At 36.7% G+C, this 18,502-nt stretch carries 13 protein-coding genes and 2 pseudogenes; 10 read left to right on the top strand and 5 right to left on the bottom strand.

Annotated features, from left to right (window positions below; translation table 11 throughout):
- Window positions 1-166: 166 nt before the first annotated feature.
- Both SAGCYANO_RS31755 and SAGCYANO_RS31750 read right to left on the bottom strand, forming a co-directional pair.
- The gene (locus tag SAGCYANO_RS31755; RefSeq protein WP_202223733.1) at window positions 167-1,090 is read right to left on the bottom strand and encodes a TIGR01777 family oxidoreductase; all 924 of its coding nucleotides are present in this window, start codon (window positions 1,088-1,090) and stop codon (window positions 167-169) included.
- A gap of 18 nt (window positions 1,091-1,108) precedes the next feature.
- Window positions 1,109-1,342, bottom strand: coding sequence for a zinc ribbon domain-containing protein (locus SAGCYANO_RS31750; protein WP_375340028.1), 234 nt, complete (start codon window positions 1,340-1,342; stop codon window positions 1,109-1,111).
- A 704-nt stretch (window positions 1,343-2,046) separates the two neighbouring features.
- On the opposite strand from SAGCYANO_RS31750, the gene SAGCYANO_RS31745 reads away from it, so the two are divergent.
- Window positions 2,047-3,678 (top strand): DUF3352 domain-containing protein, encoded by a 1,632-nt coding sequence (locus tag SAGCYANO_RS31745; RefSeq protein WP_202223732.1) that lies wholly within the window; start codon window positions 2,047-2,049, stop codon window positions 3,676-3,678.
- A 128-nt stretch (window positions 3,679-3,806) separates the two neighbouring features.
- On the opposite strand, the gene SAGCYANO_RS31740 is transcribed toward SAGCYANO_RS31745, so the two are convergent.
- Together SAGCYANO_RS31740 and SAGCYANO_RS31735 are read right to left on the bottom strand one after the other, a co-directional pair.
- A complete protein-coding gene (locus tag SAGCYANO_RS31740; RefSeq protein WP_202223723.1) occupies window positions 3,807-4,409 on the bottom strand; it encodes a hypothetical protein in 603 nt (200 codons plus the stop codon).
- Between the two features lie 16 nt (window positions 4,410-4,425).
- Window positions 4,426-4,977: a hypothetical protein gene (locus SAGCYANO_RS31735; protein WP_202223722.1), complete on the bottom strand. Its 552-nt coding sequence runs from the start codon at window positions 4,975-4,977 to the stop codon at window positions 4,426-4,428.
- A 418-nt stretch (window positions 4,978-5,395) separates the two neighbouring features.
- Between SAGCYANO_RS31735 and SAGCYANO_RS31730 the strand changes: the two are divergent.
- The 7 genes and pseudogenes from SAGCYANO_RS31730 (at window position 5,396) to SAGCYANO_RS31700 (ending at window position 14,299) form a co-directional block, all read left to right on the top strand.
- Window positions 5,396-6,840: pseudogene (locus tag SAGCYANO_RS31730) on the top strand (alanine/glycine:cation symporter family protein).
- Window positions 6,841-7,170: 330 nt separating this feature from the next.
- Window positions 7,171-7,593, top strand: coding sequence for a FeoA family protein (locus SAGCYANO_RS31725; RefSeq protein ID WP_237396892.1), 423 nt, complete (start codon window positions 7,171-7,173; stop codon window positions 7,591-7,593).
- A gap of 323 nt (window positions 7,594-7,916) precedes the next feature.
- On the top strand, window positions 7,917-8,843 hold the full coding sequence (locus SAGCYANO_RS31720; protein ID WP_202223720.1) for a FeoA family protein: 927 nt from the start codon (window positions 7,917-7,919) through the stop codon (window positions 8,841-8,843).
- A gap of 265 nt (window positions 8,844-9,108) precedes the next feature.
- Window positions 9,109-10,124 (top strand): annotated as a pseudogene (locus SAGCYANO_RS31715) (IS701 family transposase).
- A gap of 675 nt (window positions 10,125-10,799) precedes the next feature.
- Window positions 10,800-12,629, top strand: a complete 1,830-nt coding sequence (gene feoB, locus SAGCYANO_RS31710; RefSeq protein ID WP_202223719.1) for a ferrous iron transport protein B — start codon at window positions 10,800-10,802, stop codon at window positions 12,627-12,629.
- A gap of 1,281 nt (window positions 12,630-13,910) precedes the next feature.
- On the top strand, window positions 13,911-14,138 hold the full coding sequence (locus SAGCYANO_RS31705; RefSeq protein ID WP_202223718.1) for a hypothetical protein: 228 nt from the start codon (window positions 13,911-13,913) through the stop codon (window positions 14,136-14,138).
- A gap of 17 nt (window positions 14,139-14,155) precedes the next feature.
- Window positions 14,156-14,299, top strand: a complete 144-nt coding sequence (locus SAGCYANO_RS31700; RefSeq protein WP_202223717.1) for a hypothetical protein — start codon at window positions 14,156-14,158, stop codon at window positions 14,297-14,299.
- A 184-nt stretch (window positions 14,300-14,483) separates the two neighbouring features.
- Here the strand turns inward: SAGCYANO_RS31700 and SAGCYANO_RS31695 are convergent, their stop codons facing one another.
- The gene (locus SAGCYANO_RS31695) at window positions 14,484-14,726 is read right to left on the bottom strand and encodes a hypothetical protein (RefSeq protein WP_202223716.1); all 243 of its coding nucleotides are present in this window, start codon (window positions 14,724-14,726) and stop codon (window positions 14,484-14,486) included.
- A gap of 1,381 nt (window positions 14,727-16,107) precedes the next feature.
- Between SAGCYANO_RS31695 and cobA the strand changes: the two genes are divergently transcribed.
- The gene (gene cobA, locus SAGCYANO_RS31690; protein ID WP_202223715.1) at window positions 16,108-16,884 is read left to right on the top strand and encodes a uroporphyrinogen-III C-methyltransferase; all 777 of its coding nucleotides are present in this window, start codon (window positions 16,108-16,110) and stop codon (window positions 16,882-16,884) included.
- Between the two features lie 800 nt (window positions 16,885-17,684).
- Entirely contained in the window at window positions 17,685-18,290 is a 606-nt protein-coding gene (locus tag SAGCYANO_RS31685; RefSeq protein ID WP_202223714.1) for a molybdenum cofactor guanylyltransferase, read from the top strand.
- Window positions 18,291-18,502 lie beyond the last annotated feature (212 nt).

Raw genomic sequence — 18,502 nt, 5'->3', positions numbered from 1 at the left:
AATCCGGTTAATTGCACATAGAATCTGGTTATATAATATCTGTTGATACTTCAATATTGAATTTCCCCTGCTCCCCCACTCCCCTACTCCCCTACTCCCCTACTCCCCTACTCCCCCACTCCCCCACTCCCCCACTCCCAACAATATAATTCAACCGGATTTAATATCAAGGGGCTAAAATATTTTTCAGAGCCGACTGAACATTTGGATATTGATACTCAAACCCAGAAGCTTGAGTCAGTTTTGGTAAGACCTTTTGACCTTCCAATACCACCACTGCACCATCTCCCAATAACAATTCAATGGCAAAATCAGGCACAGGAAACCAAGAAGGTCGATTTAAAGCTAATCCTAAATCTTGACAAAATTCTCCCATTCTTACAGGATTAGGAGAAGTACCATTAAAATTGCCCTCTATCTCTGAGTGGCGCAGAGAATGTAAAATCAGACCAACCAAATCATCAATATGTATCCAAGAGAACCATTGCTTACCACTACCAATTGGCCCACCAGCGAAGAACTGAAACGGAGTTAGCATTTTTGAGAAAGTACCCCCCATGCCCAGTACAATACCAATCCGTAAAATAACCAACCTGACCCCTAAATCCTTTACAGGTTGGGCCGCATTTTCCCAACCTCGACAAACTTCCGACAGAAAATCATTTCCACTAGAGCTAGTTTCATCAAAAGTTGCCGTTTCACTCGTGCCATAATAGCCAATAGCCGACCCACTCACCAATACCGATGGTTTAGAATTAGCCTGAGCGATCGCCTCCACCAATTTTTCCGTAGTTACCTTGCGACTGTCCATAATTTCTTGCTTCCGACTAGCATTCCAACGCTCATCAGCAATACCAGCTCCGGCCAGATTAACCACACCATCGCAGCCATCTATAAACTTTTGCCAAGGACCAGACTGTTTTGGTTGGTAAGCAACTACCTCTAAATTAGGGTAGGCTGAGTCAGGAAAAATTCGTTTAGCTTTTTCTGGGTTGCGGGTCAAAACTAATATTTGTTCCCCTTCCGAATGTAGACGCTCTACCAAGCGACTGCCAACAAAGCCTGTTGCTCCTGTAATAGCTACTTTCATCAGTGACATACTCCCACACTAAGCTGACGCTATGGTGTGGGCTTCTCGTTTCGCTGCCCTGCTATTGCATCGGGCTCCACGAGCTTTAAGGACGGAATGCCCTACCGCCCTATTTTTTATATTTATCGCCGCGTTTACATCCCGGTCTATTACGATGTCGCAGTGCGGGCAAGAATAAGTTCTTTGGGATAATTCTTTCAAGACTTTTTCACCACAATTTGAGCAATCTTGGCTCTGTTTTTGAGGGTTCACAGCTATAGTTTTCTGCCCAGCGTTTGCCTCCGGAGGAGGAGCTGCGCTAACGGCTTTTTTGACAGTCAATATAGTTAGAAATTGTCCTCTTATTGATTAGAAAACATAATAGCACAAGTTTTTTTAAAGACCAAAACTTGAGGATAATATTTGTAAATTAATGAATGGGAATCGACGTCCCATTAATTTACCGCCGATTCATCTGGTCGCCAAATCATAGATTATGGCGTGAGGCTTCTCGGCGATTTAGCTAAATTTATCTTTTTAAGACATCATATAAGACATCATATAAGTTGTTTTGCATTTAAACCATTTGTCAAAGGGAACAGGGAACAGGGAGCAGGAAATATAGAATCTAAATGATTTTTAGCTTAGTAGGTTGGGTCAAGTACCAGGAAACAGAAAATATAAACTGGTAGTAAATATTAAAGAGAATTTTGTCTACCTACTGGACTGACACAGCTAATTTTATGCATTAGATTATCAAAATAATTGGGTTGCGCAACCCCGCCTTTTCAGGCGAAATGTTTTTGGAGCTTTGCTCAAATCCCCGTTACAAAAATAACTTCTGAGTTCTGAGTTCTGAGTTCTGACTTCGTTAATGGCGCGGGGGCGGGTTCACGCCCGTTGTGGGTAAAACTATTAACTTAACGCGGAACCCGCCCCTACTATTGCACTTACCTGCTAAATATTAATATTAAGTCATAAAAAAATTATATGAAAAATCACACTTTTTAATTGCTGGCGCAGCCATAATTGCAGCAGGCAGTATTGCTACCTATTTTTACTTGAGAAATGTGGCCGCGAAAGTCTCCAACCCTCTGAACAGCGCCCAAATAGTACCTGAGTCGGCAATTATGGCCAGTTTTATTCATCCTAATCAACAAGCTTTAAATAAATTACAACAATTTGGTACTCCCGAAACCAGAAAATTAATTAGCCAGAGTTATGCAGAATTTCAGCAGAAAAATTTAGCAGAAGCTAATATTGATTGGCAAAAAGACATTCAACCTTGGTTGGGAGGAGTAATGTTGGCTTTTGTTTCCGCTGAGTCAGAGCAAGATGTCGATTCGGTGAATCTTTTGATGTTGGTAGGAATTAAAAATAAGTTGGAGCTTTGGAAATTTGCCAATAAATTAAAAGGGGATGAGGAAAATCAAGTTATTGAGAGGAAATATCAGGGGGTGACTATTCGGGAAGTTACTGATGAGAGTGGGAAAACTTTTAATTTGGCAATTTTGGGAGATTATTTGGCGATCGCTCCCCTTGCAGCAGCAGTGGAAGATGCTATTGATACGTTTCAGGGTCAAGCTTCTTTGGCGATGCAAGAAGATGCTGCTGAGAGTTTACAGCAGAGTGCGGGGGTGGAGAATGCCCTCGCTACTATTTTTATTCCTAATTATAGTGAGTTGATCAAGGCATTTACTGATGACTTGCCGGAGAATGAAAAGTTATCTACTGCCAGTTTAGGGCAGTTGGAAAAAATAGATTCTGTGGTGATGGGAATAGGGGTGGATGATGCTGGTTTGCGGTTGCGGACAGTGACTAAGTTGAATTCTCCCTTGTCTCCAGAGCAGACTGAAACGGCATCGGTTGAGGTTTTGCAACGGTTTCCAGCGGAGACGATGATGTCGATTAATGGGAAGAATATTAGTTCAGCTTGGTCGCAGTTTGTGGTGCAGGCCCAAGGTAGTGAAGATTTGCAGGATCTGTTGGAGATGGTGAGGAAGACGTTGAAAGATGTTGATTTGGATGTGGATCGAGAAGTGTTTGGTTGGATGGATGGGGAGTTTGCTATAGGTTTGATTCGGTCTAATGAAGGAATATTGGCACAGACTGGGGTTGGTGGAGGGATGATTTTGGAGACTAGCGATCGCTTTGCAGCTAATGGAATGTTGAGAAAGTTAAATAGAATAGCGGTGGAACAACCTGGTGTGTCGTTGAAGGAAAGACAGGTGGGAGAGATATCGGTAACTGAGTGGCAGATGATTGGTATTGGTAGTTTTTTGGGGTATGGGTGGTTGGATGATGATTCTTTGTTTGTGGCGCTTGGCGAACCGTTGATAGAGGTGATGACGACTATGCCTGATAATGGTTTAATTGGGAGTGAGAGTTTTGAGGAAGTCGTGGGGTCTTTACCAAGGTCGAATCAGGGGTATTTTTATTTGAATGTGGAGCAGATGATGGTTTGGGCGAATCGTTATCCGTTTGTGAATGTGATTATGCCACGGGATGTGAAGGTTGTTTTGAGTTCAATTCGTGGTATTGGGGTGACGGCGAGTTGGTCGGATGAGTTGACAAATGAGATGGAAATGTTGTGGGTGTTGCAGAAGTAGTAGAGTTAGAAGTCAAAAGTCAAAAGTCAAAAGTCAAAAGTAGTTAGTAGGGTGCTGTTAGCGATAGCGTAACGCACCCAAATTATCAAAATAGATGAAGTAAATTGTCAGTAAAACCAGATTTTGTATTACTTCTCAATAGTCTTATCTTCCACGCTCTCTGTAGTGCTTTTCTGCCATTCTTGTGAATATTCTGTAGCTAATAAATTAACTATTATATTAGCTACCGGGTGGTTAATTGATTCTTTAAGTGCTTCCATTGCTCCTGCTTTTAATGCAGTTATTAATCTAGATTTGAGAGTAGGATTATGCTGGATTTCATCTACAGCTTCCACAGCTAATTCTATTTGCTCTTTCTCTGTTGTTGTTGGATAAGTCTGAGAAAGCTGCTCTAGCAATTCCTGAATTTCAGCCGCTGCTTCTGCGAGATTTTGTTTTCCATAAGATGTGTTATAGACTGTATTGTTTTCAATCTGTCTGTTGTCAATAATAGTAGTAGCTTGATATAAGTCCGGATATTCAAAGCATCGTTTAAAAGCATCTAATGTTGCTAATAAAACCATTCCTATAATAGCTATCAAAACTTGTTGTGTAGTCAGAGGAATCGCAACATATACTAAAATTAAAATCAAAATCAATAAGATTCCTGAGAGAGCAATTGCTGTGATAAACTTATAATACTTATCAAATTTATACTTTTCTAAAACATCGTTTTTACTAGATTCTGACATACAAGCTTTGCCTCCTTTATAAATTTGAAATTTGATCCGAATTATCTGTCTGATCGCTAGCTGTTTGGTCTGGTGATAATAAACTTAATGCTGAATTTTTTGTAGAGTTAACCATACTGTCCCATAGATTGGCCACCTCTCTTAGTGAATACTGAAGCGGACTTGCTAGTCCAAGAATAATCAAAAGTGGACCGAATAAAGGAGCGCTTGACATTAAATATAAACCGACTCCTATTCCAGTGATACTAGCAACAATTTTGGTTAACTCTTTACGTGTTGCAATTTTTCTATTAAAATCAGCTTGCTTTTGATATTCTTCAATTTGAGCAAGAGCTAAGTTTTGTTTAAGCTGATTTTCCTTTAGTTTATCTATATAAGGCAGAAGCTTGACAATATTTTCAACTTCTTGAATTGTTTCTGCTTTACGAGTTCGCTCGGCTAAAACCTGATTGATCAAATCTAAATCAGAATTTTTTGTATTAGGGAGAGAAATGAGTTTACTCTCCGAAGTTTGAGAATAAGGAAGGATTTTCTTTTCAGGCAAATCTGGATCTAAATTTTCACTCATGGAACCTGTTCAGGAAGTTCAAGCAATATTATAACAATATGTTTTGTGAATTAAGCCGAGGTTTGATAATGAATACCTAAAATACCTATAGAGAAATTGTCAAACGAATAATTAACATTCTCATTGTGACATTTTTTAAGTGAAATGGTATTACTAACCTTGGAGAACGTAAAAAAAATATGGATTTTATAGTGTTTCTCTATGTTATCAATCATGTTTCTAGTAAGAATATTTTTAACGTGTAAAAATAGATTTGAATTTCCGTTAATATTCGACTAAAAACGATTTTAAAATTCTTTGTTTTTTACGGTTTAAATTGACAAAAATAAATATTATTTGGTTTTTTGAATAAATATAATCAAAAAATATACTACTTGGTATAATATAGTATTAAATATTACTATGAACTACTAACCAAATGTTAGATTGGATTTCTGTTACTTTTTCTCAAATATTAAAAAATATAGATGCTATCATTTTTTATCGTATTGGTGGCGACCAAGGGATACCACTTATTGTACTTTGGCTAATTGGTGGCGGTCTCTTTTTTACTCTCCGAATGCAATTTATTAATATTCGAGCTTTTAAACACTCGATAGACATTATTTTGGGAAAATACGATGACCCTAATGATGAAGGTGAAGTCTCCCATTTTCAAGCCATGGCAACTGCTTTATCCGGAACTGTGGGGCTAGGAAATATTGCTGGAGTTGCTATTGCTATTAGTTTTGGAGGACCAGGCGCAGCTTTTTGGATGACGATCGCAGGATTGTTAGGCATGAGTACAAAGTTTGTTGAATGTACTCTGGCACAAAAATATCGTGTAGTTAACCCAGATGGTACAAGCATTGGAGGGCCAATGTATTATATATCAATGGGTTTAGCCGATTTAGGACAAAAAAAAATTAGGTCAATTTTTAGGTGGAATGTTTGCACTGTTCAATATCTTAGCTGTTTTGGGCAGTTCCAGTATATTTCAGTCTAACCAGTCTCAAGTAGTTGTTGCTAATGTGATACCTTTTTTTTGCTGAACGAAGCTGGGTTTATGGATTAATTTTAGTATTGATAGTGGGGTTAGTAATAGTAGGTGGTATTCAACGTATTGCTGGAGTAGCTGCTGCCATTGTACCGACAATGTGTGGCGTTTACTTTCTGGCAGGTTCATGGGTGATTTTAGCTAATTTTACTGCTATTCCTCACGCATTTTCTACTATAATTCATAGCGCTTTTGCTCCCCAAGCTATGGCAGGAGGTTTTGTGGGATCGCTAATACAAGGGTTTCGCCGTGCAGCTTTTTCTAATGAAGCAGGATTGGGTTTAGCAGCGATCGCTCATGCTACGGCAAAGACAGATGAACCTGTCCGAGAAGGTATTGTAGCAATGCTAGAACCATTTATTGATACTGTCATTATCTGTAATATGACCGCTTTAGTAGTGATTATTACTGGTGTTTACAATAATCCTGAATTTGCTGCTTTCAACGGTTCAGAACTAACTTTAGCAGCTTTTACTACTGTGATTGAGTGGTTTCCTGCTGTTTTGACAGTTTGTATATTTTTGTTTGCTTTTTCTACCATGATTTCTAGTAGTTACTATGGTCAAGTTTGCTGGCAATATTTATTTGGAAACCGAGGTGTGATTATCTATAAAATCTTGTTCTTAGTAGGTATTTTTGTCGGTACGGTTACTAACCCAGAAGCAGTTATTGAGTTTAGTGATGCTATGAAAATAACTCTTGCTTTTCCAAGTTTGCTTGGCGCTTATTTTCTCTGTGGTAAAGTTGCAACAGACCAAGTAAGTTATATGAAGCGTTTACAAGCAGGAGAAATGTTCGATGAATCTCCATCAAAAGTTATTGGGTGAGAATTTTGAGTAACAATTAAAGTAGGGGTTAACGACCGTTAACCTCTAGAAATGGTGTATAATTTCGTATGCGTGCGTCTGATTATACCATTTCTGAATCGTAATGCTATGTTTGACTACCATCTCCCCATCTCCCCATCCCCCCATCATAAAAGTATTATTTTTAGTATTTAGTAAAAGTATTGAAAATTAATACTTTCTTAATAGCAGGTAGGTGAGAGAAATAATATAATTGATTGCTCTTGATTTACTCTATTTCCAGTTTTGAATAATGTCAAATATTAAAAATATTAAACTTGACAAACTACTCTGCTATCGTTACTATACTAAATGAAAATAAATGTCAATTATTTACATAAGTTAATGGATAAAAAATATGAAGATAGGTCAAAACATAATGTAGAGAAAAAAGAGAAAGCATGGGAATTTACATTTCTGGGAGACAGCAACTATATTGAGCTGAAAGAGGAAAACAGCTATCAAACTCTTAAAGAAAATTATCAACAAGCAGTAGAAACTAACTTTCCACTCACACAAGCAAAACGAGGCGATCGCTTACATATTGTTAATATCAATGCTATAGGTGAAATGGCTCGCCGCTTGAAAAAAATGGGGTTATTTGTAGGAGTTGAGCTAGAGGTAATTAGTAATAGTTCTAGTGGTTCGGTAATTGTTGCAGTAGGAAATCAGAATATTGGTTTGGGACTTAACCCTGCTAGCAATATTATTGTCTCTGCCAAAATCATTCATTAGCAATAAGTAATATCATGTCCGGTTGAATAGTTATAAATAAACGACTCAGGAGTCAGGAGTCAACCCACCCCTAACCCCTCCTGGGAGGGGAACTCAGGAGTCAGGAGGAAAGAAAGAAGAAGAAAGAGAAAGTTTTTTTGATCACGCTCTTATCCGGACATGATATAAAAGGCAGAGAGTAGAAGGGAAAACTCGGTCAAATAATAAGCGGATGATATGACTCGCTGTAAGCTTGAGATTATAAGCAGAATACAAGACAGTAATTACCACAATACCTACACAATATATAAATAATACATCAAAATACATCAAAGGTAATCAAAATGAATGTAGCTGATTTGAAAACAGGGCAAATGGCAATAGTCGATCGAGTATTAAATATTGGTCGCGATCAAGGAATTGTTGAGAGACTCGCAGCAATGGGGGTAGTTTCTGATAGACCAGTGCAAGTCTTGCGAGAGGGAAGCTTTAGTGGGCCTTTGCACATTCGAGTCGGTTTAAGTACAGAAATAGCTATCCGGTCCCATGAAGCAGAAATGATCGTGATTAAAACAGATGGGGATGAGGAAACAAATTCATCAGAAGATTATGAGATACTCCCCAAGTCTGTAATTAAGTTAACTAAAGAAGTTAAAGCTCTCTCATTACTGACATTAACTGCCATTTTTATAGTTGTTATTGCTGAAATTTATCAACTTCTGAATAATGGAAATATTGATGGAGGCGTTCGAGAAAAAACTACTGCTAATATTGTTTCTAATTCGACTTCACAATTAACAGAAAATGAAAATTTAGAGACGATAGATACAACTTTATCTGCACCAAAAGTAGCTGGAAATTCGGATACTGTAAATGATAAATCTGATTCCCTTGAAACGACAAATCAAGCTACTATTGAAAATACCATTAATCCAGTAGAAACAACAACTAATTCTGCCGTTGAAAATGTAGAATCAATAGGTGAAAAAATTACCGATAAAAAAGAAATTTCTAGATTACAAGAAAAACTCTATACTGATATTGATAAAAACTGGGACAAACCAGTAAAACAAACAGCAATTTATCTAGTTAAGGTAGATAAAAATGGAGAAATTATTTCTTACGAAGCTTTTAATCAAATAGCAAAAAACCATTTGAGCAGTACACCACTGCCCAATTTAGTTACGCCTAATGCTACTAATAGAACAGAATGGACTGAGTTTGTTATTTTACTCTATGCAGACGGTAGCCTAGAGATAGAGCCAAAGTGATACTAAATTTCGGCATCAGGGGAGTAGGGGAGTAGGGGAGTAGAGGAGTAGGGGAGTAGGGGAGTAGGGGAGATGGAAGCATAGTTATAAACGTATACTATCAGGACTTACGCAAAGACACTACATATAGTGTTAGTCCTTAAAGGCCGATCTATTTGGCGATCGCTTGAATAGCAAAATATAAAAACCTTAAAAATGTACCCCAAATTACTGTAAATTACTTGGTATACTAGATTAGTATCCATATACTTGTCAATACTTTAAGATGAACTTTAATTATATAAAATATTGTCAGTATTTAATAAGTAGTCAGAAAAATTATACTCTGACAAATCTGGCCGAGCATCTGGAAAAAATTAGCCACGATCAAATTAATCGTCCTACAAAAAAATGTTGATTTAGGTACAGAAATTTTGTGGCAAAATGTCAGGGAAGAGATTGTCACTTCTGAAGATGGTTATTTAATTTTTGATGATACAGTTATTAATAAAAAATATTCCCATAAAATTGAATTTGTTCGTCGTCAGAGAGAGTGGTAATGAACATAGGGTAGTGAGTGGAATAGGAATAGTGAATTGCTTATATTTTAATCCTCAGTTAGAGCGATTCTGGATAGTAGATTATCGTATTTATAATCCAGAAAGCGATGAAAAGAGTAAAATAGATAATGTACAATAAATGATGGTTGATGTGGTCTAAAAGAAGAAAAAACCAGTAAAAATAGTATTAATGGATAGCTGTTATGCAACTCAAAGACTAATGAGTTTAATAGATAATTTAGATAAAATTTACTATTGCCCTTTGAAAAGCAATCGTTTAGTAGACGATAGTGGGGGTGTAAAAAAATATCAAAAACTGGAAGGATTAAAATGGAATGAGTTGGAACTAGCATCAGGAAAGATTATTAAGATTAAAGGTTTTCCTAGAGATAAAAAAGTTAGATTATTCTGGGCTACTGTTTCTACAAACAGAACAGAATATATTGCCACGAATGACCTCAATTATCAAAGTACAGATGACGTTGAGTTTGAAATTCAAACCAGGTGGACAATTGAGGAATTTCACGCCAGAATTAAACAACTAACAGGGCTTGAATTTTGCCAATGTCGTCGGGCAAAAATTCAAAAAAATCATATTGCTTGTGCCATGTTGGTGTGGAATCATTTGAAAAAAATGGCAAATGTTATGGGGAAAACTATTTACCAACTGAAACATCAATTGTCATCTAAATATCTAGTTTGTGAACTCAAATATCCGACAATTAAAATGACAGTTGTTTAACATGAGTATAAATAGGAATAGAATTAGCCAAGCTGGGCGATCGCTATAATTTTTAGGCGATCGCTCTATTGAGCATACGCTATATATAGTGTCTTTGCGTAAGTCCTGACTATATAACCGGATTCTATATTACAAAAACAACTTCTGACTTCGTTAAGCTTTGTGGTCTATTTCTGGATTTTTAATCCTGAATTAATTGCTATATTTTCATTTGTGCAGCATTCTATAGAAAAGAAAAGTAGAAGAGGGAAGTTTTTAGGCTTGAGAGCTGACTTATAAGTATAATAATTCAGCTTTTCAATGTTTATCTATCGCTTTAATTTTATGCTTTTTTTGCTCTAGATAAACCCTCCAAATATTCTGGAAAAATCTCCAAAAAAACTTAAAGACTTCTAAAAATAATCCCTAATTTTCAGAATTTATGTGTATAATAAAGCCATAAAATATCTCGCTAACTTTAAAATAAATAATCCAGTAACAAATGACGGAAAAATTATTGTCAATAGCCTCCCCTTTTGAGGGGATAAAATTTGAGGGAATAAAAAGCGGTCTAGGGATGGCAAGGTTTCGGAGCCATATCTAATCTAACCGACCAAGAGAAAGAGAATATTCCAGATTTCAAGCCTCCTTATTGCAGAGGTACTGATAACTGATAACTGATAACTGATAACTGAAATGACTTGTCACACTACTACAACTACAACAATATCAAAATCCCAAACTACAAAAAGAGTAGCTTTAATTGGGATGCCAAATACTGGAAAATCCACATTTTTTAATCGTATTACTGGGGTTTCTGCTCATGTGGGAAACTGGCCTGGAGTAACAGTCGATCTCTTGCAAGCTAACGTCAAAATAAATGACGAAACAACTGAATTTGTAGACCTACCAGGAATTTATAACTTTAACGGTTTTTCAGAAGACGAAAAAGTTGTTCAAACATTCCTAGAAAGTTATGCCATTGACTTAGTATTAGTTATTATCAATGCTGCACAAATTGACCGTCAAATTCGACTGCCATTACAGATAAAAGCTTTGGGTTTACCAGCAGTTTTGATGTTGAATATGTCAGATGAAGCAAAACAATATGGAATTCAAATAGATACAGAAGAATTATCGAAACGATTAGAAATGCCAGTGTTTCTAATTAGTGCTAAATATGGCAAAGGCTATATGAATGCATATATGGCAATTTCTGAACAGTTAAAAAAGGTAGAAAATTCTGTCAAATTAAATACATCTTGGATAGAAGCACAGTCAGATATTTCTCTGAGTGATATAGATACAGTCTTAAATGGTGCTGTAGTTATGCCTTCTCAAATGGCAAAAAACTTCACAGCTCAAGTTGACAAAATACTCCTTCATCCGGTGTGGGGTTTACCCTTATTTTTCCTTGGAATGTTTCTAGTTTTTTGGGCAGTTTGGAACATCGGACTTCCTTCAATAGACCTGCTCGAAATAGTTGTTGAATGGGTACAGTCATCAATTGTTGAACCTATAGCTCAACTTTTTCCACAGATAATTCAAGACTTTCTCCTTAATGGAGTTTGGGCAGGGGTAACTACTGTTGCTTCTTTTGTGCCATTAATTATCGTATTTTTTATTATTATGGCAGTGCTAGAAGATAGTGGTTATCTATCACGTTCCGCCTATTTAATGGATGCCTTTATGGCAAAATTAGGTTTAGATGGACGTAGTTTTGTACTGCATATAATGGGGTTTGGTTGTAATGTACCAGCATTAATGGGAACTAGGGTAATGCGATCGCCTGCTTTGCGGTTATTAACGATGTTAATTATTCCTTTTGGTTTATGTTCGGCACGACTGCAGGTATTTGTATTTATTATTGCTGCAGTATTTCCTAATGGCAATGGAGCGATAGTTTTATTCTCTCTATATATCCTCAGTTTTCTGGTTGCTATTATCACCGCAGCATTATTTCAAGGGATATATAAAAATGAAGAACCTTTCATTTTAGAACTACCTCCTTATCGTTTACCTACATTAAAACAAGTTTTCCTGAGAAGTTGGGGAGAAGTCAGAGAATTTTTAGTCAGAGCATCAGGCTTTATTACTGTTGGTTGTATTGCAGTTTGGGTACTTACAAGTTTACCACCAGGTGCAACAGGATTAGATACAATTGGCGGTAAAATTGGTCAATTCATGAGTCCAATTATGGACCCAATTGGGATTAATCCTTACTTAACATTATCCCTATTTTTTGGCTTTATTGCTAAGGAAATTGTCATTGGTTCTTTAGCTGTTATTTACAGTATGAGCGAACAAAATGTTAGTAGTAATATTGCTGAGACAGTTACTTTTATTCAAGGATACAGTTTCTGTATTTTTTGTTTACTTTATACCCCATGTTTATCTACTTTAGCAACTATAGTTAAAGAGGCAAAATCATGGAAATTTTCCTTACTTTCTTTAGTATTTCCATTAGTTTTAGCTTGGGTTTCTAGTTTGATTTTCTACCAAGGAGCTTTAGCTTTAGGTTTTTAAAGTAAATATAAAGGGATGAGGATTTGATTAGACTTCTTGCAGAAGTCAGGGAATAGGAAGTAGGGAATAGGAAGTAGGGAATAGGCAGTAGGGAGATGAAATTATTGATCAGGACTTACGCAACGGCACTAATTATAGTGGTGACATCCGCAATAATGACCAAATCATACACTATATGTAGCGGTACTGCGTAATTCCTGTTGATTTTATATCTTAAATTGATTTATAGCAATGAGCGCTGGTATATTTACAAATTGCAGGAGGTGCCAAATAGCTAAAAGTCTTATATTATCGTTTTTTTATTCCCCTCCACCGGAGGGGTTAGGGGTGGGTTCCCTGTTGCCAGATGAGCTGTTGCCAGATGAGCTGTTGCCTGCGCACAGCGCTATAACTAAAACTTTTCAATAGACATCTTCGGGAAAGAGGGAGTAGGGAATAGGGGAAATAATTGATAATTTCTGTGGGATAATTAATTTTATTTTTGATTATCACCAGATGTCTAATATTGTAGGGGTTTGGTCACCAAACTCCTACTACTAAGCTTGTGGTTTTTGCCTCTTTTAGAACCTCACAATTCTAAAGTAATACCAATTAACTTTAAAAGTGTCACAAATAGTTTCAAATTTTTAGATGGTTAATAATTTCCTGGAATTATAGTAGCATTAAAGTTTTGAACCTATAAATTCTTACTTTTGACTTTTAACTTTTAATATCAATTTCATAAAATATTTCTACAATGGCTTTGTTCTTAGGAGTCAGGAGTCAGGAGGTAATAATTTATAATATTTATTTTTTCTGAAAGTTAAACTGTTCCATGATTGACTAAAAATAGTCTGATAACTATAATAAATTGTTTTTTACCCTCTACGTCGGCAGGAAATTTACTAACTGTTTTGTAATCATTCTACTGTAACTATCTTTTTTGAATTTGGTATAACTTCATATATAGATCCATTCGTAAACTTCTAGAGTTTATTTAATCCTCAACCCTTAGTGAAAAACTGAGCAAAATTTAATTAAAAATTAATTACTTTTGAGCATATTTTCTTATGACAATAATAGTTTAGAAATCAGAAGGGCATAATACCATTTTGAAAAAAGAATGTTACGAATAATAAGTGCAATATAAAGACTTTAGAGAAGATATCCTTTTGACAAAAAAAGAGAATTTCCGACCTAAAAACTGGTATTGAAGTCATTCATTATGACTCCTTACTCCTAAGAAATAGCCTAACTATTTCTAGCAAACAGTTATCAAATTGCTCTAATATGGTAGAACAAATGAATCAAAGTTCACCAGAATCACTTAATAACAATTTACCCGTTGCAGTTAATCAAACCTGGCAACAAACAACTCATAACTTACCGCAACAAATTAAACAAACTGTCATTCAAAATAAAGTTCCAATTGCAGTAGGTGTAGGAACAATTGTGTTAACTCCGATTATTTTATCCCTGTTAAAACCTGTAGCTCAAGTAACTATTAAAACAGGAGTTTCTTTGATTTAAAAAACTAAAGGGGTGCTTTGGCAGAAACTGTAGAAGTATTCGGGGATATTGTGGCAGAAGCAAAGGCAGAAGTAGCAGCAGAAACAGAACATAAAGCTAACTTAAAAGCAGGTTTATATTCTCAACAACAATCAAATACAAGTAAGTCAGTAACTACTTAAAACAGTTATTAGGTAACAGTTAACAGTTATCAGTACTTCCTATTTTTGAAAGTTGGTGAATTTAAAAGTATTTTTGGATAGTAATTAAGTAAGGTGCGTTACATTTCATTTTTCCTGACGGAATGCTCCGCAAACATATCACGCAGTCAAACGCACCCTACTGGAGTAGCATACTCCTTAGCAGTTATACATCCTTTCGACAAGATCCGTCAGGATCGTAGCAAACCCCATCAGGGCCACCGATATCAATACCAGCATCTGGAGAAACCAACCCCAGAGTTGCTACAGTTGTTGAGGCTTTCAAACCAACATCTAAGCCTCCCATTAAAGAGTCTCCTAGACTTTTACCCTCTTCTAGATCTGCACAAGTTTTGATTAACCCAACAACTAGACCAGCTGCTCCTGCAATAGGTAAATGCCAAGCCATAAACTTACCTCCACTAAAGTAAATACACACGCAAGATTTAAGTATGGAATTAATCCTATCGAAGTTAATCAAATTTTTTATCCGCCATGAACAACCCTTTTTACCTCTATTTTTCCCCTCATATAGCTAATTTCAACTTTTTTTGCAAAGTTTAGTTGAAATTCCAAATATATTTAACAATATTTTATACGCTTAATTTATAAGTACCGTTCATTAAACCCTAAAAACCTTACAGACATTAATTTGCAGTCAAACTGATAACTATGTCAAAAGTATTAAATTTTTATAAAGCTCAATTAAAAGCTACGCTGCAAGTTTTTCAACAAAAAACGTAATTATAGGAAGCGCTATAAAACTACCTTCTGCTACGCGATAAAACTACGTTACGCTAGCGCGATCGCACTCCCGCTCACTAATACCCTTTTTCATTTTATCAAGCACCTACGCAGAGCGAATCACTTACTTCAAAAATACACGAAAATTTCTTTCCCTGCAACCGCCATGTATTTATTACATATCAATACTTTAAGGGAATGGCCAATGAGAACGCGACCGCACCTAAATTATCCCTATTTTTCCCCTAAATAGCTCATTTAAACTTTTTTTGCAAAATTCAGTTTAAATTCCAAATATATTTAATAAAATTTGATAAGTCTAACTAATATAAAGATTTTTCTCTCACTTACTAAACCCTAAAAGCTTACATACATTACTTTTCAAAAGAATAAAGCGTGGTTTATGTAAAAGTGGTAATAATTGGTTGATTAATGCAGACTGTAATGGGGCTGCAAATATTATGAGAAAAGTAAGCAGAAGGTTAGGTTTAGACTACCGCCGACTGTGTAGGGGCATCACGGAAATTTTCCCCAGAGAGTGTATCTTTGGTCAGCGCTCGAACAAACGAAGCAACAAGGATTTATCCTGTGGCGTAGTATAAACTAAGAATCTCCTTGGCTTCAGTCAGGGGAATAGTCAATTAACTATATTGCATAATTATGTGACATACTCCCACACTAACCTGACGGTATGGTGTGGGCTTCTCGTTTCACAGTCCCGGTATCCCGTCGGACAAGCGCGTGCTTTAAGAACGAGATGCCCCACCGCTCTTTTTGCACATCAAAAACTGCTCACCTAGTTCCGGAATAAGATTTTACGTTTTCCCACGGTTGACTAGGAATTCGGGCCAACAACCCCATATCCTATTAAATTTTCATGGTTTATTACTGGCGGCGATTAGCTCAAAGCAGCATAATTCGATGATAACATAAAAATTTGTAAATTAATGGGACATCTCCTCCCATTAATTTACCGCCGATTCATCTGATGCCAAATCACAGATTATGGCGTGAGGCTCAAGAGCGATTTAGCTAAAATAATAAATATGAATCAGTCAAAATGTATAGGCAAAGTTTATTTAGTAGGAGCAGGACCGGGAGATCCGGGACTACTGACACTTAAAGGCAAAGTACTATTAGAACAAGCAGATGTTGTTATCTATGATGCTCTAGTTAGCGCTCCTATCCTAGCAATGATTAACTCTAATGCAGAAAAAATCAATGCAGGCAAACGTCGCGGTCGCCACTCTCTACCACAAACACAAACAACTCAACTACTTATTCAAAAAGCTCAAACTCATGCAGTGGTGGTACGTTTGAAAGGAGGCGACCCCTTTGTGTTTGGTCGTGGTGGAGAAGAGATGGAAGATTTAATAGAAGCAGGAGTACCTGTAGAAGTTGTTCCGGGGGTCACTTCTGGTATTGCTGCACCTGCTTATGCTAGTATTCCCCTGACCCACAGAAATTATAGTTCCTCAGTTACCTTTGTCACAGGTCACGAAGCAACAGGTAAATATCGAGCAAATATAAACTGGCAAGCGATCGCCCAGGGTTCAGAAACTATTGTGATTTATATGGGAGTTCATAACTTACATAATATTATCACAGAACTTATAGCTGCCGGATGTTCTCCAGAAACACCCATTGCTTTAATTCAGTGGGGAACTCGTCCCGACCAAAAAGAATTAATTGCTACTCTCGAAACTATTGTAGAGCAAATTGAAGTAACTGGGTTTAAAGCACCAGCTATTGCGGTTATTGGTGATGTGGTTAATTTACATCAAATCTTAGGGAGGAGTCAGGTGTCAGGTGTCAGGAGTTAGGTGTCAGGAGTAAAGAGAAGTGGTGAAAAAAAGAATATATCAGTAGGATAAGGAGAAGAAAGTTTTTCGTTTGCTGGCGCAAAACTGCGTTAACGCGGAGGCTAATTAAGCGGACATAATATTAGGCATCTTATTTTAGGGAATAGGGAACAGGGATAAATAATTGACAATTTCATAGAAAATAATTGCTTTGATTTTTGATTTTTGAAGATTTATATTTAGGGCTTATATCATGTCCGGTTGAACAGTGATAAATAAATAACTACGGAGTCCTCAGGAGTCAACCCACCCCTCGCCCCTCCCCTCCCAACCCACCCCTAACCCCGACCGTGGAGGGGAGGGGAAGGACCTCCTCAGGAGTCAACCCACCCCTCGCCCCTCCCCTCCGGTGGAGGGAAGAAGAAGAAGAACTGGAGTTGAAGGAGAAAGTTTTTATAACTAATTATCCGGACATGATATTACCGATATAATCTAAAAGCATTGACATATAAAGACTTTAGGCTTTTTGAGGTCGAATTGCAGTGCCTGGTTTTCAGCTGTTGACGCTCATGCATGGAGCGTATTTTAGGCGCATAGTATGACAGAACAATCTTGGAACAATTTTTACTCCTACCTCCTCGCTCATCCCCCGTTCTTCCTGTCTTCCCTTCCCCTCCTGGGAGGAGGGGCGAGGGTGGGTTGTCTCCTGTCTCCTGTCTCCTATCTCCTGTCTCCTGTCTCTTATCTCCTGTCTCCTACCCCTACTAAAAGACTTTTGAGCGCAAACCCTATTTATTTTAACTAAAGAAGTCAAATACCTCATGAATACATCTTCAGTTTCACTCCAGAAAAATCATCTAGTAGCACTCATTCTTGCAGGTGGTAAAAGTTCTCGTATGGGTAAAGATAAAGCCCTAATTCCTTGGCAAAATATACCTATGCTAAAAAGAGTTTATCAAGTAGCTAGTGAATGTACGGAAAAAGTTTATCTTATTACTCCTTGGCCAGAAAAATATCAGCATATTTTACCTACAGAATGTGAATGGTTAACAGAGATTAAAACTGAAGGACCTTTAGTTGCTTTTCATCAAGGATTAGCTCAAATTAATAGTGATTGGATTTTACTATTAGGGTGTGATTTACCTCTGTTGAACTTAGATATTATTCAAACTTGGGCAACTCAGTTGAACCAACTTTACCCTGAAATTTTAGCTTTTGTTCCGAAAACACCTCAAGGGTGGGAACCATTATGTGGCTTCTATCGGCAACAGATAAAAATTGAATTACAAAAATATATTGACCTTGGCGATCGCTCCTTTCAAAAATTACTAACTCGAATTCCAATTCAACAAATATCCATTGATACTCAGACAGAAAAAATGTTATTTAACTGTAATACTCCTTCAGATTTACATTCAAGAATTTAGAATTTAGAATTTAGAATTTAGAATTACCTCTTCTTGTAAATAAGAGGATTGGATCAAAGGATTTTTTTTCTTTTTTCTCCATAAATGGAGAGGCTTTATACCTAAATTTTTCGGTAAAAATGGAGATGCACTATGAAATACATTCAACAATTAATAATTAGTTATTAATAATTAACAATTATCTCTCCTTTAAAGAAAGAGGATTGACTCAA

This window comes from Okeania sp. KiyG1 (assembly GCF_014132355.1).
In the GTDB taxonomy this organism is placed as follows: Bacteria; Cyanobacteriota; Cyanobacteriia; order Cyanobacteriales; family Microcoleaceae; genus Okeania.
The sequence above is the reverse complement of the archived record's forward strand: the minus strand, read 5'-3'. Positions and strand labels throughout refer to the sequence as shown.